Consider the following 23,170-nt stretch of genomic DNA (forward strand, 5'->3'; position numbering starts at 1 on the left):
CGGCCGTAGCTGTGGTCGCGGTCAGCTGGCGCGGGCGAGAGGGGGAAGGGCAGCGGCTCGCGCGGTACCGCACCGTGGGCAGTGGCCCGAGCGGACGTGCTCGAGGTCCTGGCCGCACCAGCAGTGCGGCGGGATCAGGTTCGATCGGACGGCTCCGGTCGAACGGGTCGTGGGCGTCAGGCTGGTCGTGTTCATCTGGCTCACCGCCTCGGTTGGCTGTGGTCGAGTTGGCCACACAAGAACGGTCGGGCATGCCGCTTGCTCTCGACTGTCCGTCGCCTGTCTTGAGGCAGCGGTGGTCGGAGCAGCCCGGCGAGGCCGTGGGTGCACGTGCCGCCGGGTCAGGGATGTGCTCGCGCCGCGGGCGCGGAAGAGCACAGTTCCTCGACACGTCCGGTCTCGGCGGGACCTGCAGGTCCCTGCGGACCGACGGCGCTGCGGCCGATTCCTTCGCCCGGGATGCCGGAGCACGTCGGAAGGTCGTCGTCGCAGCAGGGGTCGATCGTTGCGCGGCGACGCGTCACCAGCCGCCCGATCGCGGGCTGCCCGGCAAGGGCTCCGCCGAGGACCAGGGCCATCCCCATGGCGGTGGTGTACCTGAACTCCTCGCCCCCGATGATGACGCCCAACGCCGTCGCCACGACGGGGTTGACGAGTCCGATGAGGGCGACCGTGCCTGCCGGCAGATGCGTGAGGCCGTGGAACCAGCACAGATAGGCCCCAATGGTTCCCACGATGCTCATCCACAGCAACCCGGCGATCGAGCCGGCACCCACGGGCGGCGGCCGTCCCTCGAAGACGAGGGCAAGAGGCAGGAGCGCGAGTCCTCCGGCGACCAGCTGCCAGGACACCAGGGTCACCATGTCCACGGGGGCGGGCCATCGCTTGATCAGGACGAACCCCAGGGCTGCGGCCACCACGGATCCGACAGCGGCGAGCACTCCGACGGGCTCGACGGAGCTCCCGCCGTTGAGGACGAGCACGGCGACGCCCACCAGGCCGACGATGCTTGCTGCGGCCCGGCTCCAACCGGGCGTCTCGCGGAGCAGGATCCACGCCAAGGCCATCACGACGATCGGTGATGTGGCCGTGATCGTGGACGCGACGCCGCCGGGCAGGTGGAAGGCTGCCAGGAACACCAACGAGAAGAAGGCCGTGAAGTTGAGCAGGCCGAGCAAGGCCGCCCGGAACCACCACACGCCTGTGGGCAGCTTCCGACGCAACGCCAGCAGGACGAGTCCGGCCGGCAGGGCGCGGATCAGCGCGGCGTACAAGGGGTGGTCGGCAGGAAGAAGCTGGCCTGCGACGATGTACGTCGACCCCCACGCCGCGGGCGCGACGAGGGTTATCACCGAAGCGCGGGCCTGCGGGGTCATGATGGGCTCCTGACGTGGTTCTCGGTCGTCGACGAAGGTCGTGCGGCGGTCAGCTCGCGCTCGCTCCGTCCGCGGCCACGCCCTCCGCGGCGGCGGCGAGCCGCTTCGAGATGTCGGTGAGGACCCGGGTCATGACGAGGCGCAGGAGGCTGCCGGTGAAGGGGTACTTGGTGGTGAACTGGGAGCGCCAGTCGATGAAGGTGCCGCCCTCGACGGCAGTCAGGGTGACGTCGGCGCGGTACGCCTTGAAGGGCAGGGTCCCGACATAGTCGTAGGAGAACAGCCTGTCCTCCTCGAACGCGAGGACGTTCTCGATGGAGCTGAGCCGGCCGATGCGGATACGTCGTACCGCGCCGAGGCCGTGCGGAGCGGGGGTGCCTTCGCGGTCGTAGTCGACCTCGTCGAACCCGGCCCATCGTGTCCACGAGGGCCCATCGGCGAGCAGCGTCCAGACCTGGCTGGGGGTGGCCATGGACTCTGCTGTCACGTGCACGGACTTCCGGCTCATCTGCTTCTCCTTCTCGGGGTGTGGGGGTGGTGCGTGTCGGTGTCATGTCGTGCTGCTCGCCGGGGGTCGCTGCCCTGCGAGTCGATCGGTCAGCGGTCGGTCACGTTCGGGCGGTCGAGGAGCCAGTACGTCGCGCCCGCGCAGTCCCAGCAGCGCGATCCCCGCGACGGCGGCGCCGCCGGCAGCGATCACCGCCACGCTCAAGCCTGTCGCCTGCATCGGTGAGGTTCCTGCCGCGACCCGGACGTCGTAGAGGGCCTCGCCCCCTGCCAGGGCGACCGCTCCACCGACCTGGCGAGCCAGCAGCAGTGCTCCCATCGCAGCGCCGAGGTCCTCGGGTGCGACCACGCGCCCGATCACCATCTGCAGGCCGGAGAGCGCAGGACCCATCCCGAGGCCGAGGAGTGCCAGGACCGCCATGTGTGCATACAGGTCACCGCCGACCCAGACCCGGAAACCGCCGGCCGCCGCCATGACGACGGCGCTGGCACCCACCAGGACGACCACGTACCGACCCCGGCTCTGGATCAGCCCCACGCCCACGTTGACCCCCACGAGCAGTGCCAGCAGGAACGGGTACATCCGGACGCCGGTCGCGCTGGCGCTGAGGCCTTGTTCGGACTGCAGCAGTCGCGGGAGCAGGACGACGAGCACGTACAGGCCGAACGTTGCGAAGCCGCCTGCCACCAGCAGTCGCCCGACCACGGGATCGGCGAGCAGCCGTGGAGGCAGGACGGGCGCGACGGCACGCCGTTCGACGAGGACCAGCAGGGCCAGGCCCATCAGGCCCAGGACGACCATCCCCCCGGTCCGGCTGTCGGACCAGGACGAGACGACAGCGTGCTGGTGGAGCCCGACCAGCAACGCCCCGGTCGCCAGGGTCAGGACGGCGATGCCCGCGACGTCGACAGGCAGCCTCCTGTCCTCACGCTGGCCGACCTGAGGGGGCAGGACCACGGCGATCACTGCGAGCGCGGCCATCCCCAGCGGGACGTTGACCAGGAAGATCGACCGCCAACCCAGCAGGTCACTGAGGATGCCGCCGGCCAGCGGCCCGCCGACGAAGCTGAACGTCATCACGCCGGCGAGCGCGAGCTGGGCACGTGCGCTCCTGGTCGGCCCGGCCAGCTCCATGACCAGGAGGAACGAGAGCGCCTCGAGCGCCGCCGCCCCGACGCCTTGGACCGCGCGGGCGGCCACCAGCTGGGGCATCTGCTGGGCGAACGCACAGAGCGCGGAGGCCGCGACGAACGTCGCCATGCCGCTGAGGAGCATGCGTTGCCGACCGAAGCGGTCCGAGAGCCGTGTGAAGACCGGGATCATCACGGTGGCCGGCACGAGGTACGCGCTCACCACCCAGACGTACCAGCGGTGGCCGCCCAGGTCCTCGACGATGGTGGGCAGCGCTGTCCCGACGATGGTCTGGTCGAGCATCGACAGCAGCAGTCCCGAGAGCACGGCGCACCACAGCAGGGCGCGGCGTCGCGGGCCCAGTGTGGACAGCAGATCTTCATGACTGTTCCTGTGCACGTGCTTACCGCCGCGGGATCTTGATCTCGCGCATGTCGACGACCGTGGTCCGCCGAACCTCGACCTGGTAGCCGTGGGCGGCCAGCGCAGCGAGCGCCAGCGCACGGACGGACTCCTCCTGGGAATCCGGTGCGTCGCCGGCCTCGTCGGCCGGGACGGCGCACCGGAACGTGAAGACCGTCCCCGTGGGGTCGCACGTGAAGGTCCCGGGGCGGCTGAACGACATCAGGGCGACGTCGGACCCGGCGACGAGGTCGCGACGCTGCTGGCTGGTCAAATGCACGAACTTGCCGCTGACGGTCACCCGGAACACGTCGCTGTTCATTCGGCAGACGGCTTCGCTCGTGCTGCAGGCGCGCGGGCGGCAGCGACGACCTGCTCTGTCGAGACGACGGTCGCGAACTGGCCGTGGAGGTTCGTCGCGGTTGCTCGCGAGAGCTCGTCGGCCGTCATCGTGGCGCCATCAGGCCCGACCCGGTCGAAGGTGTGGGTGGCGTCGAGCGCGAACCAGACCTCGTACCCGATGTTGTCGCCCACGCGCGCAGTCGTCTCACAGCAGTGGTTGGTCGTGATGCCGGCGATCACGATCGCGGAGACGCCGCGACCACGCAGCCAGGCGTCGAGGTCAGGGGTCCCGTGGAAGCTGGAGTGCACCGTCTTCGTCACCACCAGGTCCGGGGTGTGCTCCTGGAGGTAGGGCTTCAGTGCGTTGCCGGGGTTCTGCGGGTGCAGCGTGCTCTTCGGGCTCGCGGACTCGTGACGTACGTACACGACCGGTCGGCCCGCAGCCACGAAGGTCGACACGAGTGTGGCGATGTTCCGGTCGCAGTGGGGATTGTTGCGCCGTCCCCAGGAGGGGGCGTCGAACCCGACCTGGGCGTCGATCACGACGAGGGCGGTGGAGTCGGGGAGCCGGACTGCGGTGGGGGTGCTCATGATGCGTCCCCCGACTCCTCGAAGACGGTGATCTGGAGTCCGGCCGGAGCATCCAGTCGTGCGTTGACAGACCCCCAGGGTGTGACCGTGGGTGGTGCGACGAGCTCGGCACCGGCTCGGACCAGCTCCTCGGTGACGGTTGCCGCATCCGCGACCTCGAACGCCACTCTCACGTGCGGGCTCACCCGGTGCCCGACTTCGACCCGGTCGATCATGTCCACCTGGGCCGGGTTGGAGATCTCGAGCGTGGCGCGTCCTACGTCGAGGATCGTGACGTGCTCGCCCGCCTCCGAGTGGATCTGGAGCTCCTCGCCCGCACCCAGGGCGTCGCGATAGAAGGCGAGGGCCTCGTCATAGTCGTCGGCCTCGACGACGACTCGCATCTGGAGGACCTGGTGTCGTGGTGATCGGGTGGTGGCCATCAGTGTGTTCCTGTCTGGTGGAGGGTGGTCACAGGACCCTGCGGGCGTCGTCGTCGCTCGGCATCTCGGTCGCCTCGCCGCTCACAGCGACGCCGTCCTGACCAGGCCGCAGCTCGACCGTCAGCTCACTCGGTGTGCCGAGGTCGTGCCCCTGGTGGATGGTGAGCGTGGCGGGGGGTCGGCTGTGGCCGATCTGGCGCAGGTACCCGCCGAATGCTGCGGCAGCAGCCCCGGTCGCCGGGTCCTCCACGACGCCGCCCGGTGGGAAGGGGTTGCGCGCGTGGAAGACGACATCGGATTCTGCCCAGAACACGTTCACCGTCGTCCATGACGCGACGTCCATCAGTCGGGCGAGTGCCGGGTAGTCGTAGGTCATGGCGGCCAGCGTGTCTCGCGAGCCGACCCCCAGCATGAGGTGGTGGTTCCCAGCGAAACCGACCTGCGCAGGGAACCGCGGGTCGAGGTCCTCGACGGTCCACCCGAAGGCGTCCAGGGCGGGCTCCAGCTCGGCGGGGGTGGCGGGGCGGCTGCTGGCGGGGGGCGAGGTCAGCGTCGCGCCCGTGTGCCCGCCGGCCGTCCAGGTGCTGATGACCACCGGTCCCACGTGCGTGGAGAGATGGAGCTCTCCGGGACCGTGCCTGTCGGCCACGGCAGCAGCGGATGCGACGGTCGCGTGGCCGCAGAACGCGACCTCGGCCAACGGGCTGAAGTACCTGATCCGTGCCGCCTGGATCCCGCTCGTGGGGGCGCGCCCGTCGCCGGGCCGGGGGTCGGCGGGGGAGTCCTCGGGGAACAGGAAGGCGGTCTCCGAGTACCCGACGACCTGGGCGATCCGAAGCATCTCGGCGTCGGTGAGCCCGTGGGCGTTTAGGACGACGCCCGCCGGGTTCCCCCCACGTCCTTGGTGCGTGAAGGCGCTGTAGTGCAGCACGTGTGCGGTCATCGTTCGTTCCTCTCGTTCAGGTGCGCGCTGTCCCGGTTCTTCATCGCCACGAGAGCGAGGAGGCCGAAGGCGAGGGTGACCAGGTAGCGGATCCAGTCGTAGTCGGCGTCGAGCAGCTCGCCCGACGCGTTGAAGGTGGCGTGCAGCAGTGCAAGCGTCAGGATGGAGCGCCTGCCCCACGTGTCGAAGGCGCCGAGGAGGAGCCGGAGCCCGACCCCGGCGACCAAGAGCCCGGCGAGGTTCTCGCCCAGGTCAGCAGCATCGTCGATGTCGTAGAAGGCGAGCGGGAGGTGGATGCCCACGAACAGGACCGCCGTGGCGAGGCTTCCGCGCAGGTATCCCCATCGCGCCATGGTCCGCCGCTGCACGAAGCCGGCCCAGACCATCTCCTCCCAGAGATTCACGATCAGCAGGGAGGCAGCCACGTTCCCCAGCGCGAGCGAGACGACGAACCCCACGTCGAGGCCGGCCTGCTGGTCGAAGGCTCGAGCCGCCAGCCAGGTGCCGGCCGGGATGAGCAGCAGTGCCGGGATCAGCAGGATCCGGGGCCGGGGGAGGCGGAAGCAGTCGCGGAAGAGCTGGCGGCCATCCGCTCCGGGGTCGCGCCTCACCAGGAGGACCGTCGGCAGGACCAGGCCGAGAACCAGGGTGCCGAGGACGAACGGCTCGACGGGGACGTCGACGAACAAGGGGATGGACAGGAGCACCCAGCCGACGGGAAGGGCGATGGCGACGAACGCCTTCAGGAGAGCGAGGTCGTCGGCCTCCCGAGCGGCGACGGATGCTGTGCGCTTCATGTGTCTCATGCTGTTCGTGCCACCTTGGGTCTCGGTTGGTCTGCCGTTGGGGCTCTGCCTGTCAGCGAGGTGGGGCCGAGCACGAGATCGCGTCGGGTCAGCGACTCGATCAGGATCGTGGCGTGCAGGGTCAGTTGCTGAAGCGTGTCGATCAGGGACGCCAGGGACGACTCCGTGACTGCGAGGCCGGCGAGTGGACTCGGCGGTGTGAGGTCCAGGTGGGGTTCGTGGTTCAGGATCGAACCGACCAGCTGGTCCAGTCCCGGACCGGGGTCGATGCCGAGCTGGTCCCTGAGGAGGGCCCGGCACCGTCGGTGCACGTCGAGTGCCTCGGCCGAGCGCCCGCCCCGGTGCAGCGCGAGCATCAGCAGCTCGTAGGGGGGTTCGCGCAGCGGTTCGTCACGCACCAGCGCCTCCAACAGGGGGACGGCCTCCTCGTGCCGACCGGTCTCGACCATCGCGCGCAGCAGACCTTCGCGAGCGGAGGTCCGCAGCTCAGTGAGCTCGGCGATCAGCGCTGTGGCGACGTCGTGTGCGGCCAGCTCGATCACGGGCTGCCCGCGCCAGAGCTGGAGCGCCGCCCCGTAGGCGAGCGCTGACTCCTCGGGGCGGCCGGCCCGCATGTGCGAGAAGCCCGAGGAGATCAGGCGGCGGAAGCGCACGACGTCGAGGGCGTCGTCCTCCACCTCCAGGCCGTAGCCCGAGCTCGTCGTGATGAGCCTGGCCGAGGCGGTCGGGTGCTCTGCGAGCCGTTTGCGCAGGTGGAAGACGTAGGAACGCAGCGTCACCAGGGCGCCTGGCGGGGGATGGCCGTCCCACAGCTGGTCGGCAAGCTGGTCAGCCGGCAGCACGGTGTTGGCGTGCACGGCGAAGAGCGCCATCAGGGTGCGCTGTCGACGGCTGGTGAGGTTGAGCTCGTGGCCGCCGGCGCGGACCCGGAGCGGTCCGAGCAGGTCGATGGTCACGGCGGCGGCATCGACGTCCTCGGTGGCGCAGCTGGCGAGATGACGTCCAGGCGCGGTGGTACGCATGTCAGGCATCAGGTTCTCCTGCCGGGGCGGCCGTCCTCGGCGGAACGGCCTGGTGGATCGACCCTCTCCTCAGGGTCTGTCCAAAACCTGTCTCGGGTCTTTCACCTCAAGTGCGGGCCCCGCGCGTGCGCGTCGTCTGCGGTCCGGCATCCGTACCACGGGTGGCGCTGGTGGGCGCCTGACCTGCGGTTTTGTAGAGCTTCAGGGGGTCGAACCTAAACCAACGGCTCCGGGCGTCGTTGCTGTCTACGGAGCCGAGCAACTGAGCTAACCGGAATGGTCCACGGCGACGGACGCCATCCTCGCGGTCGCCGAGAGCCAGTCTCGGGTCTCGCGCAGTGTGTGTGCATCGAGCAGTCGGCCAACAAGCCAAGGGATCGACTCAGGACCCGAGGCACTCGGCGACTGCCCACTGCTCGGCACTAGCGGTGTCTTCGGCAACGGCGTTCGGGGAGTGGCAAGTGGTCTGCGAGGTTCGTGTTTGACCGCGTTGAGATCGAAAGCGACGAGGGCCCCGGCTAAGCCGGAGCCCTCGCTGTCGAACGGTGCGTTCGAGCTCTACCTGCACAAGTGACTACATGTCGTAGTAGAGCCCGACCTGGCGCCGAGTGGTCTCCGTAGTGCGGTGCCAGGGCGTGGCTGCATTGGTTTGTGACCGTCTGAGCCTGCTCACAGGAGGGCTCGGAATGGGCTCACTTTGATTCGCAAAGGCCCGCAACACCGCTCCGCCGCCCGCAGTCTCCGAGGACGGCATCGCCGCAGGTCAGAGGCTGGTTCCACCTCCTGCGCGCAACCGACCGCAAAGGATCGCGCTCACGCTCAGGATCATCGGTGCCTTCCCGATGACGCACCACGTCGAGTGCGTCGCGCTGCTGGAGCCGGCAGGGTCCGGTCAGCGCACCACGTCGTAGACGAGCTTCTGGACGCCGTTGGCGTAGGACTGGCTCTCGGCGAGGCTCAGCTTCTGCTTGTCGGGGGAGGAGTCGGAGAACAGCCGCTTGCCCGAGCCGAGGACGACCGGGAAGACCAGCAGGTGGTAGCGGTCGACGAGGCCGGCAGCGGCGAGCGACTGGGCGAGCCGGGCGCTGGCGTGCACGGAGATCGGGCCGCCCTCGGTCTCCTTGAGCCGGGCGACGTCGTCCATGGTCCGGAGGATCGTGATCTCGCCCCAGTTGTCGACCAGGTCGTCCTCCTGGAGCGAGGAGGAGACGACGTACTTGGGCATCGCGTTGTACTTCGGGAACTCCTCGGTCATCGACGGCCACACCGGTGCGAACAGGTCGTAGCTGACCCGGCCGAGCATCAGCGCGCCGGCCTCCTCCTGCTCCTGGCCCTTCATCTCGTAGACCTCGGGCAGGAACTCGACGTCCTTGAACGACCAGCCGGCGTGGGGGTGGCCCTCGTTGCCGCCGGGCGAGTCGATGACGCCGTCGAGGGTGATGAACTCGGTGACGTACAGGGTGCGCATCTCAGGATCTCCTTGGTCGGGTTGCATTTAACTCACCACGAACGGGGTGCCGCGGATCCGACACGCACCTGACGTCGATGTCGGAAAAGCTGCCGGACGCGACCGGTAGGTCAGGTACGAAGCTCAGCGGCGCGCGGCGTAGATCCGGCGTACGACGTCCTCGATGTCGGGCTCCTCGACCGTGAGGTCCAGGACCTCCGCCCGTTCGGAGACGGCGGCGAGGACCCGGGCGGCGGTGGTCGTCTCGGCGTCGAAGGCGAGCCGCTGGCGGAGCCCGTGGCCCTCGGAGGCGAGGTGGCGGGTGCCGGTGATGCCGGTCAGGTCGGCGACCGCCTCGGCCAGGTCGACGACGAGCACCCGCTCGGCTCCGACGGTCCGGGACAGGCCGGGGAGGTCACCGTCGTAGGCGAGCCGGCCGCGGTCGATGACGAGGATCCGGTCGCAGAGCCGCTCGACGTCGCCCATGTCGTGGGTGGTGAGCAGCAGCGTGGTGCCGTGGGTGCGGCGCTCGGCCACCAGGAACTCGCGGAGCCGCTGCTTGGACAGCACGTCGAGACCGATGGTCGGCTCGTCGAGGATCACCAGCCGCGGGGAGTGGAGCAACGCGGCGGCCATCTCGGCCCGCATCCGCTGACCGAGGGAGAGCTGCCGCACCGGTGTCGCCAGGAACTCGCCCATCTCGAGCCGCTCGACCAGCTCGTCGGTGCGGTCGCGCTCCGCGGTCGCCGACAGGTCGTGGATCGCGGCGAGGATCCGGAACGACTCGCGCACCGGGAGGTCCCACCACAGCTGCGACCGCTGCCCGAAGACCACGCCCACCTGGCGGGCCAGCCGCCGGCGGTCCTGCACCGGGCGCAGGCCGCAGGTGGTCACCTCGCCCCGGCTCGGCACCAGGATCCCGGTGAGCATCTTGATGGTCGTCGACTTCCCGGCGCCGTTCGCGCCGATGTAGCCCACCGCCTCGCCGGGCTCGATCCGGAGCGTGAGGTCGTCGACGGCGACGAGCGTTCGCCTTCGTGCTCCCTCCCGGATCCGGAACTCCCGGGTCAGCCCGTTGGTCTCGATGATCGGGCCTGCATCGGTGGTGGTCATCCGCCGCCTCCTTGGTAGTGCCGGACGCCCCACCGCCAGCTGATGAGCGCCAGCAGCCAGGTCCATGCTGCCGCGAGCGGCGCGCACCAGCCGAGCCAGTCGGGCAGCCCGTACGGCGGCGCGATCCCGAGCAGCCAGAGTGCCGGGAGGAACCCGGTGAACGCCATCGGGAAGAAGAACCCGAAGACCGCCCACAACGGTCGGTTCCACACCGAGGCGGGCTGCGTCGCCGCGTAGCGGCCGCCGTACACGAACGCGTTGGTCGTCTCGGCGCCGTCGACGAGGAAGAACTGGGCGCCGCCTGCCCAGACGAACATCCCGGCGAACATCACGTAGCCGCTCACGATCGCGACCGCCAGCAGCAGCACGTGCGCCGGGCTCCAGGCGATGTCGTTGAGGGCCAGCCCGAACGCCAGCGCGACCGCGCCGACGCCGGCGCGGGCGAGCCGGCGCAGCGAGATGTCGCTGGTGACGAGCTGCAGGAGCAGCGGCTGGGGCCGGAGGTAGAAGACGTCGAGCGTGCCCGCGCGGAGGTACGTCGGCAGGTTGTCGCAGTGCCCGAACGTCATGTCGGCGAGGGAGAAGCAGAGGTCGGCCAGGCCGAACACCAGCAGGATCTGGGCGAAGTCGAGGCCGCCGAGCTCGGTCACGCTGTGGAACAGCACCCAGATCTCCGCGAGCTCGATCACCCCGACCAGCGCCGAGCTGGCCAGGTCGAGGCCGAAGCTCGCCCGGTAGGCGCGCTGCGACCGGGCGCGGGACGCGAGCACCGCACGGTAGGGCCGAAGGCGCGCGCGGAGGGTCAGCGGCTCAGCCACCCTGCACCTCCAGGTGGCGGCGGCCGGCCCGGGTGAGGACCTGGCCGAGAGCGCCGACGCCGACCAGCCACCCGACCTGCACCGCGATCAGCAGCAGCCCCTGCCCGCTGTCGACGCGGCCGGAGATGATGTCGACGGGATACATCATCATCGACGGGAACGGCGTCGCCTGGGCGACGATCTCCAGCCAGCGCGGGAAGATCCAGATCGGGACGAACAGGCCGGCCAGGAAGCCCGAGACCACCATGTAGAGGATCTGGAGGCCGCGGGTCTCGACCAGCCAGAAGCCGGGCGCCGCGACGACCAGGTAGACCGTCGCCGCCGAGATCGCGATGCCGAGCACGATGCTCGCGGCGCCGAGGAGGTAGGCCACGGGGTTGTCGGGCAGCGCCATGCCCACGACGAGGCCGCCGATGAGCACCGACGGGATGCCGCGCGGGATCAGGTTGAAGAGCGACTTGCCGACCTCGGTCGTGATCGCGGCCGCCTGCACGTCGAGCGGACGGAGGAAGTCCACGGCGACGTCGCCGTCCTTGATCCGGTCGGCGATGTCGATCCGGCCGAAGAGGTTGACGGACCCGAGCAGCCCCTGCGAGACCCAGATGTAGGTGCTCATCAGCGCGACGTCGTACCCCTCCAGCTCGCCGCCGGCGGCGCGGACGGTCGCGAACAGGATCGCCACCTTGAGCAGGCCGAAGGTGGTGTTGGCGACCAGGCCGCCGAACGCCGCGAGGAGATAGGCGGACTGCCGGCGGAAGCCGGCGACGAGGATGCGCCAGTAGACCCGGACCCCTGATGGCACAGCACGCATGAGGGACAGCAACCTAGGCTTGCCTTCAAGTCGACTTCAAGTCCTAGGGTCATGCGCATGAGCATGGAGTCGATCGCGTGGAACCAGATGTACCGGCGGATGAGCGCGCCGGACGAGCGGCGTGCCTTCAGCGCCGCGACCGCTCGCCGGATCCTGGAGTTCGCGCGGCCGCACCGCCGCAAGCTGATCGGCTTCCTCGTCCTCAGCGTGGCGGGCGCCGCGCTCGCGGTGGCGACGCCGGTGCTGGCCGGCCGGGTCGTCGACGCGATCGTCGATGGTTCCGAGCCGCGGGTCGTGGTGGTGCTGGCGCTGGTGATCGCCGGCGTCGCGGTGCTGGACGCGGCGATGGGCCTGGTCACGCGGTGGCTCTCGGCGGGGATCGGTGAGGGACTGATCCTCGACCTGCGGACGGCCGTGTTCGACCACGTGCAGCGGATGCCTGTCGCCTTCTTCACCCGGACCCGGACCGGTGCCCTGGTCAGTCGTCTCAACAACGACGTCATCGGTGCCCAGCGGGCGTTCAGCAGCACGCTGTCGGGGGTGGTCGGGAACTTCGTGATGCTCGTCCTCACGCTGGTGGTGATGCTCGGCATCTCCTGGCGGGTCACGCTGCTGGCGCTGGTGCTGCTCCCCGTCTTCGTCCTCCCCGCGCGCCGGATGGGCAACCGCCTCGCCGGCATCCAGCGCGAGGCGGCCGACCACAACGCCGCCATGGGCAACCAGATGACCGAGCGCTTCTCCGCGCCCGGCGCGACCCTGGTCAAGCTGTTCGGCCGGCCGGACCAGGAGTCCGCCGAGTTCGCGGCCCGGGCGCGGCGGGTGGCGCAGATCGGGGTCCGGATCGCCATGGTGCAGACGACCTTCGTGACCGCCCTCACCGTGGTGTCCTCCCTCGCGGTGGCCCTGGTCTACGGTCTCGGCGGCTACTACGCCCTGACCGGCGGTCTCGACGCCGGTGACGTCGTCGCCCTGTCGCTGCTGCTGGCCCGGCTCTACGCCCCGCTCACGGCCCTCGCCAGCGCCCGGGTCGAGGTGATGGCCGCCCTGGTGAGCTTCGAGCGGGTCTTCGAGGTGCTCGACCTCGAGCCGCTGATCCACGACCGGCCTGGCGCCCGGGACGTGCCCGAGGGACCGGTGTCCGTACAGCTCGACGACGTGCGCTTCTCCTACCCGTCCGCCGATCGCGTCTCGCTCGCGTCCCTGGAGGACGTGGCGACGCTCGACGCGCGTGGCGGCGAGGAGGTCCTGCACGGGGTGAGCCTGCGGGCGGAGCCCGGCCAGGTGATCGCGCTGGTCGGCTCCTCCGGTGCCGGGAAGTCCACGATCGCGCAGCTCGTGTCCCGGCTCTACGACGTCGACGCGGGCGCCGTACGGCTCGCCGGCGTGGACGTGCGGGACCTGTCCGCCGCGGCGATCCGCGACGCGGTCGGAATGGTGACCCAGGACGGGCACCTGTTCCACGACTCGATCCGCGGCAACCTCCTGTTCGCGCGGCCTGATGCGACGGAGGAGGAGGTGTGGGACGCGCTGGAGCGGGCCCGCCTCGCCGACCTGGTGCGGTCGCTGCCCGACGGGCTCGCCACGGTCGTGGGCGAGCGGGGCTACCGGCTCTCCGGCGGCGAGCGGCAGCGGTTGACCATCGCCCGGCTGCTGCTGAAGCGGCCGCGGGTGGTCGTCCTCGACGAGGCGACGGCGTCGCTGGACTCCACCTCCGAGGCGGCGGTGCAGGCGGCTCTCTCCGAGGTGCTCGCCGGCCGGACGGCGCTCGTCATCGCCCACCGGCTCTCGACGATCCGCACCGCGGACCGCATCCTGGTGGTCGAGGACGGGCAGATCGTCGAGCAGGGCACCCACGCGGAGCTGCTGGTGGCCGGTGGTCGCTACGAGGAGCTCTACCGCACCCAGTTCGCGGAGACCGGCGGTGGGGTGTCGGCGCCGGCCTGAGGCGGAGCCTCAGTCGACCCGGACGAACCCGCTGCGGTAGGCCGCGATGACGAGCTGGACGCGGTCGCGCACGCCGACCTTGGCGATCAGCCGGGCGACGTGGCACTTCACGGTGGCGGGGGAGATGAACAGGGTGTGCGCGATCTCGACCGTCGACTGGCCCTCGGCGAGGAGGCGGAGGACGTCGCCCTCCCGGCTGGAGAGCCGTGCCGTCCAGGGGTACGTCGGCAGCGGTGGGGCCGGCTGGGGCGCGTCGGGCGAGTGCCGCACCACCTGGAGGTGGCGGGGCGCGGCCGCCGAGGAGGTGTACTGCGGTTCGCTCATTCTGGCGAGGCTAGGGAAGGCCTTCGGCGCGCGCACCCGACCCGGGGGAACGTGATACCGATGTGAGACGCGCTCGCACGGTCGATCGTGTGGAGAATCCACTCGACCTCGTGTATCTTGATATCAAGAGATAGGGGTTCCTGGGTGTCCCGGAACTTAGGGCAGCCTCACTATCCGCCCGCCCGCTCGCGGCGGCAGGATGTGACGGCAGCCCTACCCCGACCCACAGATGTCGACGAGGACGGAGACGCGGATGGCCAGCAAGGACAGCTTCGGCGCCAAGAGCACCCTGGACGTGGACGGGAAGGCGTATGAGATCTTCCGTCTCGATGCGGTGACCGGGGAGGGTCTGGACCAGGCATCGCTGCCGTTCTCCCTCAAGGTGCTCCTCGAGAACCTGCTCCGCACCGAGGACGGCGCCGACATCACGGCCGACGACATCAAGGCGCTCGCCGGCTGGGACGCCGACGCGCAGCCCGACAAGGAGATCCAGTTCACCCCCGCCCGGGTGATCATGCAGGACTTCACCGGCGTGCCGTGCGTGGTCGACCTCGCCACCATGCGCGAGGCGATGGCCGACCTGGGCGGCGACGCGACCAAGATCAACCCGCTGGCTCCCGCCGAGATGGTCATCGACCACTCGGTGATCGCCGACGTCTTCGGCACCCCCGAGGCGTTCGGGCGCAACGTCGAGATCGAGTACGAGCGCAACCGCGAGCGCTACCAGTTCCTGCGGTGGGGCCAGACCGCGTTCTCCGACTTCAAGGTCGTCCCGCCGGGCACCGGCATCGTCCACCAGGTCAACATCGAGCACCTGGCGCGGGTCACCTTCACCCGTGAGGTCGATGGCGTTCTCCAGGCCTACCCGGACACCTGCGTCGGCACCGACTCCCACACCACGATGGTCAACGGCATCGGCGTGGTCGGCTGGGGCGTCGGCGGCATCGAGGCCGAGGCCGCGATGCTCGGCCAGCCCGTGTCGATGCTGATCCCGCGGGTGGTCGGCTTCAAGCTGAGCGGCGACCTGCCCGAGGGCGCCACCGCGACCGACCTGGTCCTCACCATCACCGAGATGCTCCGCAAGCACGGCGTGGTCGGCAAGTTCGTCGAGTTCTACGGCCCCGGCGTCTCGGTGCTGCCGCTGGCGAACCGGGCCACCATCGGCAACATGAGCCCCGAGTTCGGCTCCACGATCGCGGTCTTCCCGATCGACGAGGAGACCATCAAGTACCTCGAGCTCACGGGTCGCTCCGCGGAGCAGCTCGCGCTGGTGGAGGCGTACGCCAAGGAGCAGGGCCTCTGGCACGACCCCGCCGCGGAGCCCCGGTTCTCCGAGAAGCTCGAGCTCGACCTGGCGACGGTCGTGCCGTCGCTGGCCGGCCCCAAGCGGCCGCAGGACCGCGTGTCGCTGTCCGACGCCAAGGGCGCCTTCCGCGACGCCCTCGACGAGTACGTCGACGACTCCGGCGACCAGCAGGGGTACGACGAGGCGGTGGCCGAGTCCTTCCCGGCTTCGGACGCCCCGTCCCACAACGGTGCGCAGGTCGACGGCTCTCCCGCTCCGCGCGACCACGGCTCGGCGGACCACACCGTGATCGGCCGGCCGAGCAACCCCGCCCAGGTCACCCTGGCCGACGGCACGTCGTTCGAGATCGACCACGGCGCGGTCACGATCGCCGCCATCACCTCCTGCACCAACACGTCCAACCCCTCGGTGATGATCGGCGCCGCCCTGCTCGCCAAGAAGGCGGTCGAGAAGGGGCTCCAGCGCAAGCCGTGGGTCAAGACCACGCTGGCGCCGGGCTCGAAGGTGGTCTCGGACTACTACGAGAAGTCCGGCCTGACGCCCTACCTCGACAAGCTCGGCTTCAACCTCGTCGGCTACGGCTGCACGACCTGCATCGGCAACTCCGGCCCGCTGATCCCCGAGGTCAGCCAGGCCGTCAACGACAACGACCTTGCGGTCGTGTCCGTGCTGTCGGGCAACCGGAACTTCGAGGGCCGGATCAACCCGGACATCAAGATGAACTACCTCGCGTCGCCGCCGCTCGTCGTCGCCTACGCGCTGGCCGGCTCGATGGACGTCGACCTGTTCAACGACCCCCTGGGCAAGGACAGCGACGGCAACGACGTCTTCATGAAGGACATCTGGCCGACGCCGACGGAGATCGAGGAGGTCATCGCCGCCGCGATCAGCTCCGAGATGTTCGACGACAGCTACAAGGACGTCTTCGCGGGTGACGAGGCGTGGCAGTCGCTGCCGACGCCCGAGGGCAAGACCTTCGAGTGGGACCCGGAGTCGACGTACGTCCGCAAGCCCCCCTACTTCGACGGCATGCCGGCCGAGCCGACCCCGGTCACCGACATCGACGGTGCGCGGGTGCTGCTCAAGCTCGGCGACTCGGTCACCACCGACCACATCAGCCCGGCCGGTGCGATCAAGAAGGACTCGCCCGCGGGCACGTACCTCTCGGAGAACGGCGTCGAGCCGCGCGACTTCAACTCCTACGGCTCGCGTCGCGGCAACCACGAGGTCATGATCCGCGGCACCTTCGCCAACATCCGGCTCCGCAACCAGATCGCGCCCGGCACCGAGGGTGGCTTCACCCGCGACTTCACGGTCGCGGACGGCCCGGTGACCACGGTCTACGACGCGTCGGTCAACTACCAGGCCGCCGGCATCCCGCTGGTCGTGCTGGCCGGCAAGGAGTACGGCTCCGGCTCGTCGCGCGACTGGGCTGCCAAGGGCACCTCGCTGCTGGGCGTCAAGGCGGTCATCGCCGAGTCCTACGAGCGGATCCACCGGTCGAACCTCATCGGCATGGGTGTCATCCCGCTGCAGTTCCCCGAGGGTGAGACGGCCGAGTCGCTCGGGCTGACGGGTGAGGAGACGTTCTCGATCACCGGCATCACCGAGCTCAACGACGGCACCACGCCGCGGACCGTGAAGGTCAAGGCGGGGGACACCGAGTTCGACGCCGTGGTCCGGATCGACACCCCCGGTGAGGCCAACTACTACCGCAACGGCGGCATCATGCAGTACGTCCTGCGCAACCTGCGCCGGAGCTGATCCGCCGGAACTGAACCGCCGGAGCTGATCCGATCGGCCGATGGCCCGACACCCGGTGTGGTGGCGGGCCATCGCCCGCATCTGTTGGAACGATGGCCCCATGCGCTCCTTCGGTACGGCGGCCCTCCTGATCGCCCTGACGGTGCTGACCGGCTGCGGCTCGGGCAGCGGCGACGCGGACGACGTGCCGACGATCACGACCCGACCCTCCACCTCGGCGACGAGCGCACCCACGACCGCGTCCGGCGCGCCGTCGAGCGACGCGTCCGCGACGCCCGGTACGTCGTCGCAGCCGCCGGCCACGGAGACCAGCACGCCTCCGTCACCGCCGGAGACGACCATCGCCCCGCCGACGTCCGCGCCGCCACCGGACGAGGCGCGCGGTCCCACGACGTATGCCGACGCGATCGACCGGATCAACGCGGCCGCGACCGCGGGCACGACCGTGTCCACGGCTCGGTTCGTCACCCCCGGCGACGACGTCTACTGCCTGCTCGACGACCCGGTCATCGGCCCGACCTGCGAGCTGGGCAACGGGTTCATCACCGACCCCCGCGTCTGCGGCGCCGACTCCACCGACCGGGTCGGCCGGATCGAGACCTTCAACGGCAGGCCGCGGCCGGTGTGCAACGCCGACACCATCCGCGAGCCCGGCGCCGAGGTGGTCCGTCCGGACGCGGCCGTGGTCAGCGGCGACGTCAGCTGCGGGATCGAGCCCTTCGGCGTGACCTGCATCGACCGTTCGGCCGAGGTCGGGTTCTTCATCGGCAAGGGCGAGTACCACGTCTTCTGACCCGCGCGACTACGGTGAGCGACATGCTCGTCGCCTTCAGCATCTCGCCGTCCGGGGCCGCCGCCGATGAGACCGGCGGCGTGACCGAGGCCGTTGCCGCCGCGGTGCGCGTGGTCCGGGAGTCGGGGCTCCCCAACGAGACCAATGCGATGTTCACGAACATCGAGGGGGAGTGGGACGAGGTGATGGCCGTCGTCAAGCGGGCCGTCGACGTCGTCGCCGCGGTGTCGCCGCGGGTCGGGCTGGTCCTCAAGGCCGACATCCGTCCTGGCCACACCGGGCAGCTGACCGCCAAGGTGGAGCGGATCGAACGGGCGCTCGAGGCATGACCGACCACGCCGGCAGTGCCCCGGGCCGCAGCGCCTGATCGGAGGGACCATGGACAGCGAGACCCTCGGCTTCCGCACGGGCGGGGAGGAGCGGGTCCTCGACATCACCCGCGAGTGCGCGGACTTCGCGTCGGGACGCGGCGACGGGCTGCTGCACGTGTTCGTGCCCCACGCCACCGCGGGGATCGCGATCATCGAGACGGGCGCCGGCAGCGACGACGACCTGTTGGCTGCCCTCGGGGACCTGCTCCCCGCGGACGACCGCTGGCAGCATCGCCACGGGTCGCCGGGCCACGGTCGCTCGCACGTGATGCCGGCACTGGTCCCGCCGTACGCCTCGGTGCCGGTGCTCGGCGGCCGGCTCGCGCTCGGCACCTGGCAGAGCATCTGCCTGGTCGACCTCAACGTCGACAACGCAGTCCGCGAGGTGCGGGTGAGCTTCCTCCCGGGCTGACCGACGCGTACGCCGGAGCGCGGTCAGTCGGGCGCGTAGGCCAGCCCGAGCTCGGCGAGCGACGCCTCGATCCGGTCGAGCGCGATCGGTCCGACCCCGTGCAGGGCCGCGAGGTCACGGCGACGCCAGTGGCTCGCGGCCTCCAGGGTGTGCACGTCCACGCGGCGCAGGGCGGCCGTCGCCGGCGCGCCGATCGTCCGCGGCAGCGGCGTGCCCTCCCGGCGGGGGGCGCGTTCGCGGGGTCCGTCCTCGTGGTCGAGCACCGCCTGCCCCCGCGGTGACAGGCGGTAGCCGATCGCGAGCGACTCGGTCAGCCCTCGCTCCTTGAGCTTGCGGACGTCACGCTTGAAGTCGGGGGTCGGCCGGCCGACCAGAGCGGCGAGGTCGGGCGCCCGCACCTCGGGGTGGGCGTCGATGAGGCGCAGCGTGGCCCGGGTCCAGGGTTCACTCGGGGAGGCGCGGTCGAGGCGGTCCAGGCCGGAGAGGACCTCCCCGATCTCGTCGGGGCCGGGCACGGTCTCGCGCAGCGCCTCCCGCGGGTCGGCGCCGGCGTACCTCAGGCCGATGCGGTAGACCGGCCGGTCGGCCCTGGCTGCCAGGGCCGCCTTGAGCTCGGTCAGGGACGCAGCGCCGCAGCGGCGGGCGTCGTCGGCGCGCAGCGCGCCGACGGTCGTCCGGTCGACGCTCACCACCTCGACCAGTCCGACCGCGGTCCGCAGCCGCGACCCGACCCGCACCCGGGGCCGGTCCCACCGTCGGAAGGCGAGGTCGACCTCGCCCCTGCGGATCGCCTCGAGCTCGGCCGGTCGCATCAGCACCCTCGGAGGATACGGTGATCGGCGTGCGCCACTTCGCCTCGATCCTGCTCGTCGACCAGCGGGGCTGGGTGCTGCTGCAGGAGCGCGACGAGCACCCGGTGATCGACCCGGGCTGCTGGGGCTTCGTCGGTGGCCACGTCGACCCCGACGAGGAGCCGGAGACCGCGGCCTACCGCGAGCTGCTGGAGGAGACCGGTCTCCGGGTCGAGCCGCCCGCCCTCGAGCTGTGGCGGGAGGTCTCGATCTACCACGCCGCCTACGAGTCCTTCGACGACGTGTTCGTCTACACGGCCGCCAGCACCGCCACCGACGCGGACATCGTCGTGGGGGAGGGGCGCCAGATCGTCTTCGTCGACCCCGCGACGGTCAGCGAGCTGCCGCTGACCGCGTCGGCGACCCGGATCCTGCCCGAGTTCCTCGCCTCCGACCGCTACCAGACCCTCCGCGGGCCCGCGATCAGGGCCATCGACCCCTGACGGCCTAAACTCGCACCCATGGGCCTCCTCGACCGGATCACCTCGCCGCGCGACCTGCGTGACCTCTCCGACGTCGAGCTGGCCACGCTCGCGAGCGAGATCCGCGACCTGTTGATCCGCACGGTCGCGACGAACACCGGTCACCTCGGGCCCAACCTGGGCGTGGTCGAGCTGACCCTGGCGATCCACCGGGTCTTCGACAGCCCGCGCGACCGGGTGGTCTTCGACACCGGCCACCAGGCCTACGTGCACAAGCTCGTGACCGGCCGGGTCGCGGAGTTCGCCACGCTGCGCCGTGAGGGCGGGATGAGCGGCTACCCGAGCCGGGCCGAGTCCGACCACGACATCGTCGAGAACTCCCATGCCTCCACCGCGCTCAGCTATGCCGACGGCATCGCGAAGGCCTACGCCATCCGGGGCGAGGACCGCCACGTGGTGGCCGTGATCGGCGACGGCGCGCTGACGGGCGGCATGGCCTGGGAGGCCCTCAACAACATCGCGATCGCCAAGGACTCGCGCCTGGTGATGGTGGTCAACGACAACGGCCGCTCCTACACGCCGACGATCGGGGGCCTGGCCAACGCGCTCACCGGGCTGCGCACCAACCCGCGCTACGAGCAGGTGCTCGACCTCGTCAAGAAGCGCGTCAACGCGGTCCCGGCGGTCGGCCCCACGGCGTACGACGCCCTCCACGCGGTGAAGAAGGGCCTCAAGGACGCGCTCGCCCCGCAGGGCCTGTTCGAGGACCTCGGTCTCAAGTACGTCGGTCCCGTCGACGGTCACGACCGCCAGGCCATGGAGCACGCCCTCCAGCAGGCGAAGAGGTTCGGCGGGCCGGTGATCGTGCACGCCATCACGCGCAAGGGCTTCGGCTACGACCCGGCCGAGCGGCACGAGGCCGACCAGTTCCACGCGCCTGGTCCCTTCGACGTGCAGACCGGTGCAGAGAAGCCGAAGGGCCCGATCTGGACCGACCACTTCGCCGACCACATCGTGCGGATCGGCGGCCGGCGCCCCGACGTCGTCGCGATCACGGCCGCGATGATGCACCCCGTCGGTCTCGACAAGTTCCAGACCCGCTTCCCCGAGCGCACCTTCGACGTCGGCATCGCCGAGCAGCACGCCGCGACCTCGGCCGCCGGGCTGGCGCTCGGCGGCCTGCACCCGGTCTTCGCGGTCTACGCGACGTTCCTCAACCGGGCCTTCGACCAGGTGCTGATGGACGTCGCGCTCCACAAGTGCGGCGTGACCTTCGTGCTCGACCGTTCGGGCGTGACCGGTGACGACGGCGCCAGCCACAACGGCATGTGGGACATGTCGATCCTCCAGGTCGTGCCCGGGCTCCGTCTTGCCGCGCCCCGCGACGTCACCCGGATGCGCGAGCTGCTCGACGAAGCGGTCGAGGTCGCGGACGCCCCGACGGTCGTGCGCTTCCCGAAGGGCCCCCCGCCGCCCGATCTCGAGGCGATCGACACCGTCAACGGCCTCGACGTGCTCGTCCGCGACGGCGAGCGCGACGTGCTCGTCGTCGCCGTCGGCTCGATGGCCGGCACCGGGGTCGACGTGGCCGAGCGGCTGACCGCGCAGGGGATCGGCGTCACGGTCGTCGACCCGCGTTGGGTCAAGCCGGTCAACCCGGCGCTGGTCGAGCTCGCCTCCCACCACCGGCTGGTCGTGACGATCGAGGACAACGGCGTCATCGGCGGCGTCGGCGCCGTGCTCCTCCAGACCCTCGCCGCGGCCGGCATCGACACCCCGGTGCGGCTGCACGGCATCCCCCAGGAGTTCCTGGACCACGCCAAGCGGGCCGTCATCCTCGAGCGGGTCGGACTCTCGGCGCAGTCGATCGCGCTCGACATCGTGCACGAGATGGCCAGGATCGGCACCGACGACGCAGCCACGGCGGACGACCGGGCGCTCCTCGATGCCGACAGGAAGCACTGACGTCCACGGGAGCCGGCTCCGGATCGTCTCCGCGCTGCTGACCGCTCTCGTCGCGACCACGCTCGCCGCCTGCGGCGGCGACGACCCGCCCGTCAGCACCGACGACCCGGAGGCCGACGTCGCCGACGCTGTCCAGCGCACGCTGCGCCAGCGCGCCCGCGCGATCGTCGAGCGGGACCCGGTGCGGTTCGAGGGCACGCTCGCGCCGCGCGACGGGGGCTTCGTCGCCGAGCAGCAGCGCTACCTCGACAACCTCGGCCAGCTGCCGCTCGGGGTCGTGCGCATCGACCTGGTCGAGGACTCGCTCGAGCAGGACGGCGAGGGCTACTGGGGCGTGGTCCGGGTCCGCCTCGAGCTCCAGGGGTACGACGCCGCGCCCGTCATGACCTCCGACCGGTGGCGCTTCGCGCCCTCCCGCAACGAGCGTCGCTACCTGATCTCCTCGACCACCGACGCCGGCTGGGAGGCCGAGCACGGACCGCAGCCGCAGCCGTGGGACCTCGGCGACATCGAGGTGCGCGAGGGCCCGGGTGTGCTGGGCATCTTCGACGCGACGACGGTGGCGAACGCGGACGTCGTGATCAGCGCCGTCTCGGAGGCCCGCTTCGAGGTCAAGGGCATCGTCCCCGACAGCCCCGCCGGCCCCGACAACCGCGCCGGCCGCGCCGAGCCGGACGGTGTCGTCGTCTACACGCTCGCCGACCCGGCGTTCCTCGAGCACCTCGAGGGCCTGCCGGTGAGCGACCCCGACCTCCTGGACGGCGCAACCGTCCAGGTGCCGCGCAACGCGACGGACGTCGACGGGCCGGTGGCGTCGTACCGGGTCCTGCTCAGCCCGCACGTCCTCGACCAGGGCAGCGAGGTCCTCGACCGGCTGGTCCGCCACGAGCTCACCCACGTCGTGCTCGGCGACCGTGGCCGGGAGGCGCCGCTGTGGCTCACCGAGGGCATCGCCGAGTACGTCTCGGTGCGTCCGATCGCCCCGGCCGAGCGGCGGCTGCAGACCGGCGCGCTCGACCTGGTCGCGGCCGGCGTCAACGACGTGCCGTCCGACGACGACTTCGCCGGCAGCGACGCCGAGGGCTGGTACGCCGTCGCGTGGTGGGTGTGCGAGTACGTCGCGGCGACCTACGGCGAGCCGGTCCTGTGGGCGCTCGTCGACGGGCTCGCGAGCGGCACCGACGTGCAGTCGGTCGTCTTCGAGCAGCTGGGGATCACGACCTCCGAGCTGGTCGAGGCGGGCATCGGCCTGATGCGCCGCACCTACGGGTGAGCGGGCCCAGCCA

General features: G+C 70.8%; 23 protein-coding genes. 8 read left to right on the plus strand and 15 right to left on the minus strand.

The window, feature by feature from the left end:
• Positions 1-341 precede the first annotated feature (341 nt).
• From H0488_RS02090 to H0488_RS02150, 13 genes are all read right to left on the minus strand, one after another.
• The gene (locus tag H0488_RS02090) at positions 342-1,376 is read right to left on the minus strand and encodes an EamA family transporter (protein WP_183097620.1); all 1,035 of its coding nucleotides are present in this window, start codon (positions 1,374-1,376) and stop codon (positions 342-344) included.
• A 49-nt stretch (positions 1,377-1,425) separates the two neighbouring features.
• The gene (locus tag H0488_RS02095) at positions 1,426-1,884 is read right to left on the minus strand and encodes an SRPBCC family protein (protein ID WP_183097621.1); all 459 of its coding nucleotides are present in this window, start codon (positions 1,882-1,884) and stop codon (positions 1,426-1,428) included.
• Between the two features lie 42 nt (positions 1,885-1,926).
• Positions 1,927-3,342: an MFS transporter gene (locus H0488_RS02100; protein WP_183097622.1), complete on the minus strand. Its 1,416-nt coding sequence runs from the start codon at positions 3,340-3,342 to the stop codon at positions 1,927-1,929.
• A 76-nt stretch (positions 3,343-3,418) separates the two neighbouring features.
• Positions 3,419-3,739: a DUF6204 family protein gene (locus H0488_RS02105; protein ID WP_183097623.1), complete on the minus strand. Its 321-nt coding sequence runs from the start codon at positions 3,737-3,739 to the stop codon at positions 3,419-3,421.
• A complete protein-coding gene (locus H0488_RS02110) occupies positions 3,736-4,350 on the minus strand; it encodes a cysteine hydrolase family protein (RefSeq protein ID WP_183097624.1) in 615 nt (204 codons plus the stop codon). Before H0488_RS02110 ends, H0488_RS02105 begins: the two co-directional genes overlap by 4 nt.
• Positions 4,347-4,772: a VOC family protein gene (locus tag H0488_RS02115; RefSeq protein ID WP_183097625.1), complete on the minus strand. Its 426-nt coding sequence runs from the start codon at positions 4,770-4,772 to the stop codon at positions 4,347-4,349. The genes H0488_RS02110 and H0488_RS02115 overlap by 4 nt, the downstream gene beginning before the upstream one ends.
• A gap of 28 nt (positions 4,773-4,800) precedes the next feature.
• Positions 4,801-5,715 carry a PhzF family protein gene (locus tag H0488_RS02120; protein WP_183097626.1) on the minus strand — a complete coding sequence of 305 codons (915 nt, stop codon included), beginning with the start codon at positions 5,713-5,715 and terminating at the stop codon, positions 4,801-4,803.
• On the minus strand, positions 5,712-6,512 hold the full coding sequence (locus H0488_RS02125) for a CPBP family intramembrane glutamic endopeptidase (RefSeq protein WP_183097627.1): 801 nt from the start codon (positions 6,510-6,512) through the stop codon (positions 5,712-5,714). The genes H0488_RS02120 and H0488_RS02125 overlap by 4 nt, the downstream gene beginning before the upstream one ends.
• Positions 6,513-6,517: 5 nt before the next feature.
• Positions 6,518-7,552: an AfsR/SARP family transcriptional regulator gene (locus H0488_RS02130; protein WP_183097628.1), complete on the minus strand. Its 1,035-nt coding sequence runs from the start codon at positions 7,550-7,552 to the stop codon at positions 6,518-6,520.
• Between the two features lie 883 nt (positions 7,553-8,435).
• Complete coding sequence (locus tag H0488_RS02135; protein ID WP_183097629.1) at positions 8,436-9,011, minus strand: dihydrofolate reductase family protein; 576 nt, start codon at positions 9,009-9,011, stop codon at positions 8,436-8,438.
• 123 nt (positions 9,012-9,134) lie between these two features.
• Positions 9,135-10,103, minus strand: coding sequence for an ABC transporter ATP-binding protein (locus tag H0488_RS02140; RefSeq protein ID WP_183097630.1), 969 nt, complete (start codon positions 10,101-10,103; stop codon positions 9,135-9,137).
• A complete protein-coding gene (locus H0488_RS02145) occupies positions 10,100-10,921 on the minus strand; it encodes an ABC transporter permease (RefSeq protein WP_183097631.1) in 822 nt (273 codons plus the stop codon). Before H0488_RS02145 ends, H0488_RS02140 begins: the two co-directional genes overlap by 4 nt.
• Entirely contained in the window at positions 10,914-11,732 is an 819-nt protein-coding gene (locus tag H0488_RS02150) for an ABC transporter permease (RefSeq protein ID WP_183097632.1), read from the minus strand. Before H0488_RS02150 ends, H0488_RS02145 begins: the two co-directional genes overlap by 8 nt.
• A 57-nt stretch (positions 11,733-11,789) precedes the next feature.
• Between H0488_RS02150 and H0488_RS02155 the strand changes: the two genes are divergently transcribed.
• Positions 11,790-13,676, plus strand: a complete 1,887-nt coding sequence (locus H0488_RS02155; protein WP_183097633.1) for an ABC transporter ATP-binding protein — start codon at positions 11,790-11,792, stop codon at positions 13,674-13,676.
• A gap of 9 nt (positions 13,677-13,685) precedes the next feature.
• Here the strand turns inward: H0488_RS02155 and H0488_RS02160 are convergent, their stop codons facing one another.
• Positions 13,686-14,000 carry a response regulator transcription factor gene (locus tag H0488_RS02160; protein WP_183097634.1) on the minus strand — a complete coding sequence of 105 codons (315 nt, stop codon included), beginning with the start codon at positions 13,998-14,000 and terminating at the stop codon, positions 13,686-13,688.
• A gap of 253 nt (positions 14,001-14,253) precedes the next feature.
• Here H0488_RS02160 and H0488_RS02165 point away from each other — a divergent pair, with 253 nt between their 5' ends.
• From H0488_RS02165 to H0488_RS02180, 4 genes are all read left to right on the plus strand, one after another.
• The gene (locus H0488_RS02165; RefSeq protein ID WP_183097635.1) at positions 14,254-17,070 is read left to right on the plus strand and encodes an aconitate hydratase; all 2,817 of its coding nucleotides are present in this window, start codon (positions 14,254-14,256) and stop codon (positions 17,068-17,070) included.
• A 100-nt stretch (positions 17,071-17,170) separates the two neighbouring features.
• Positions 17,171-17,863 (plus strand): hypothetical protein, encoded by a 693-nt coding sequence (locus H0488_RS02170; RefSeq protein WP_183097636.1) that lies wholly within the window; start codon positions 17,171-17,173, stop codon positions 17,861-17,863.
• Positions 17,864-17,886: 23 nt separating this feature from the next.
• Positions 17,887-18,192 carry a thiamine-binding protein gene (locus H0488_RS02175; RefSeq protein ID WP_183097637.1) on the plus strand — a complete coding sequence of 102 codons (306 nt, stop codon included), beginning with the start codon at positions 17,887-17,889 and terminating at the stop codon, positions 18,190-18,192.
• A 49-nt stretch (positions 18,193-18,241) separates the two neighbouring features.
• Positions 18,242-18,646: a YjbQ family protein gene (locus H0488_RS02180; RefSeq protein WP_183097638.1), complete on the plus strand. Its 405-nt coding sequence runs from the start codon at positions 18,242-18,244 to the stop codon at positions 18,644-18,646.
• Positions 18,647-18,669: 23 nt separating this feature from the next.
• On the opposite strand, the gene H0488_RS02185 is transcribed toward H0488_RS02180, so the two are convergent.
• On the minus strand, positions 18,670-19,464 hold the full coding sequence (locus tag H0488_RS02185) for a hypothetical protein (RefSeq protein WP_183097639.1): 795 nt from the start codon (positions 19,462-19,464) through the stop codon (positions 18,670-18,672).
• Positions 19,465-19,487: 23 nt separating this feature from the next.
• Here H0488_RS02185 and H0488_RS02190 point away from each other — a divergent pair, with 23 nt between their 5' ends.
• The 3 genes from H0488_RS02190 to H0488_RS02200 are packed head-to-tail and all read left to right on the plus strand — an operon-like array spanning position 19,488 to position 23,157.
• Positions 19,488-19,940 (plus strand): NUDIX hydrolase, encoded by a 453-nt coding sequence (locus tag H0488_RS02190; protein ID WP_183097640.1) that lies wholly within the window; start codon positions 19,488-19,490, stop codon positions 19,938-19,940.
• 18 nt (positions 19,941-19,958) lie between these two features.
• Positions 19,959-21,884, plus strand: a complete 1,926-nt coding sequence (gene dxs, locus H0488_RS02195) for a 1-deoxy-D-xylulose-5-phosphate synthase (protein ID WP_183097641.1) — start codon at positions 19,959-19,961, stop codon at positions 21,882-21,884.
• Positions 21,865-23,157 (plus strand): hypothetical protein, encoded by a 1,293-nt coding sequence (locus H0488_RS02200; RefSeq protein ID WP_183097642.1) that lies wholly within the window; start codon positions 21,865-21,867, stop codon positions 23,155-23,157. Before dxs ends, H0488_RS02200 begins: the two co-directional genes overlap by 20 nt.
• Positions 23,158-23,170: the final 13 nt, after the last annotated feature.

Origin of the sequence: Nocardioides pelophilus (genome assembly GCF_014180685.1) — a bacterium.
GTDB classification, from domain to species: Bacteria; Actinomycetota; Actinomycetes; order Propionibacteriales; family Nocardioidaceae; genus Nocardioides; species Nocardioides pelophilus.

Coding starts and splice junctions, on each gene's coding strand:
- H0488_RS02090 (WP_183097620.1), bottom strand. CDS start 1,376: ATGACCCCGCAGGCCCGCGCTTCGGTGATAACCCTCGTCGCGCCCGCG.
- H0488_RS02095 (WP_183097621.1), bottom strand. CDS start 1,884: ATGAGCCGGAAGTCCGTGCACGTGACAGCAGAGTCCATGGCCACCCCC.
- H0488_RS02105 (WP_183097623.1), bottom strand. CDS start 3,739: ATGAACAGCGACGTGTTCCGGGTGACCGTCAGCGGCAAGTTCGTGCAT.
- H0488_RS02110 (WP_183097624.1), bottom strand. CDS start 4,350: ATGAGCACCCCCACCGCAGTCCGGCTCCCCGACTCCACCGCCCTCGTC.
- H0488_RS02115 (WP_183097625.1), bottom strand. CDS start 4,772: ATGGCCACCACCCGATCACCACGACACCAGGTCCTCCAGATGCGAGTC.
- H0488_RS02120 (WP_183097626.1), bottom strand. CDS start 5,715: ATGACCGCACACGTGCTGCACTACAGCGCCTTCACGCACCAAGGACGT.
- H0488_RS02125 (WP_183097627.1), bottom strand. CDS start 6,512: ATGAAGCGCACAGCATCCGTCGCCGCTCGGGAGGCCGACGACCTCGCT.
- H0488_RS02130 (WP_183097628.1), bottom strand. CDS start 7,552: ATGCCTGACATGCGTACCACCGCGCCTGGACGTCATCTCGCCAGCTGC.
- H0488_RS02135 (WP_183097629.1), bottom strand. CDS start 9,011: ATGCGCACCCTGTACGTCACCGAGTTCATCACCCTCGACGGCGTCATC.
- H0488_RS02140 (WP_183097630.1), bottom strand. CDS start 10,103: ATGACCACCACCGATGCAGGCCCGATCATCGAGACCAACGGGCTGACC.
- H0488_RS02150 (WP_183097632.1), bottom strand. CDS start 11,732: ATGCGTGCTGTGCCATCAGGGGTCCGGGTCTACTGGCGCATCCTCGTC.
- H0488_RS02155 (WP_183097633.1), top strand. CDS start 11,790: ATGAGCATGGAGTCGATCGCGTGGAACCAGATGTACCGGCGGATGAGC.
- H0488_RS02160 (WP_183097634.1), bottom strand. CDS start 14,000: ATGAGCGAACCGCAGTACACCTCCTCGGCGGCCGCGCCCCGCCACCTC.
- H0488_RS02165 (WP_183097635.1), top strand. CDS start 14,254: ATGGCCAGCAAGGACAGCTTCGGCGCCAAGAGCACCCTGGACGTGGAC.
- H0488_RS02170 (WP_183097636.1), top strand. CDS start 17,171: ATGCGCTCCTTCGGTACGGCGGCCCTCCTGATCGCCCTGACGGTGCTG.
- H0488_RS02175 (WP_183097637.1), top strand. CDS start 17,887: ATGCTCGTCGCCTTCAGCATCTCGCCGTCCGGGGCCGCCGCCGATGAG.
- H0488_RS02180 (WP_183097638.1), top strand. CDS start 18,242: ATGGACAGCGAGACCCTCGGCTTCCGCACGGGCGGGGAGGAGCGGGTC.
- dxs (WP_183097641.1), top strand. CDS start 19,959: ATGGGCCTCCTCGACCGGATCACCTCGCCGCGCGACCTGCGTGACCTC.
- H0488_RS02200 (WP_183097642.1), top strand. CDS start 21,865: ATGCCGACAGGAAGCACTGACGTCCACGGGAGCCGGCTCCGGATCGTC.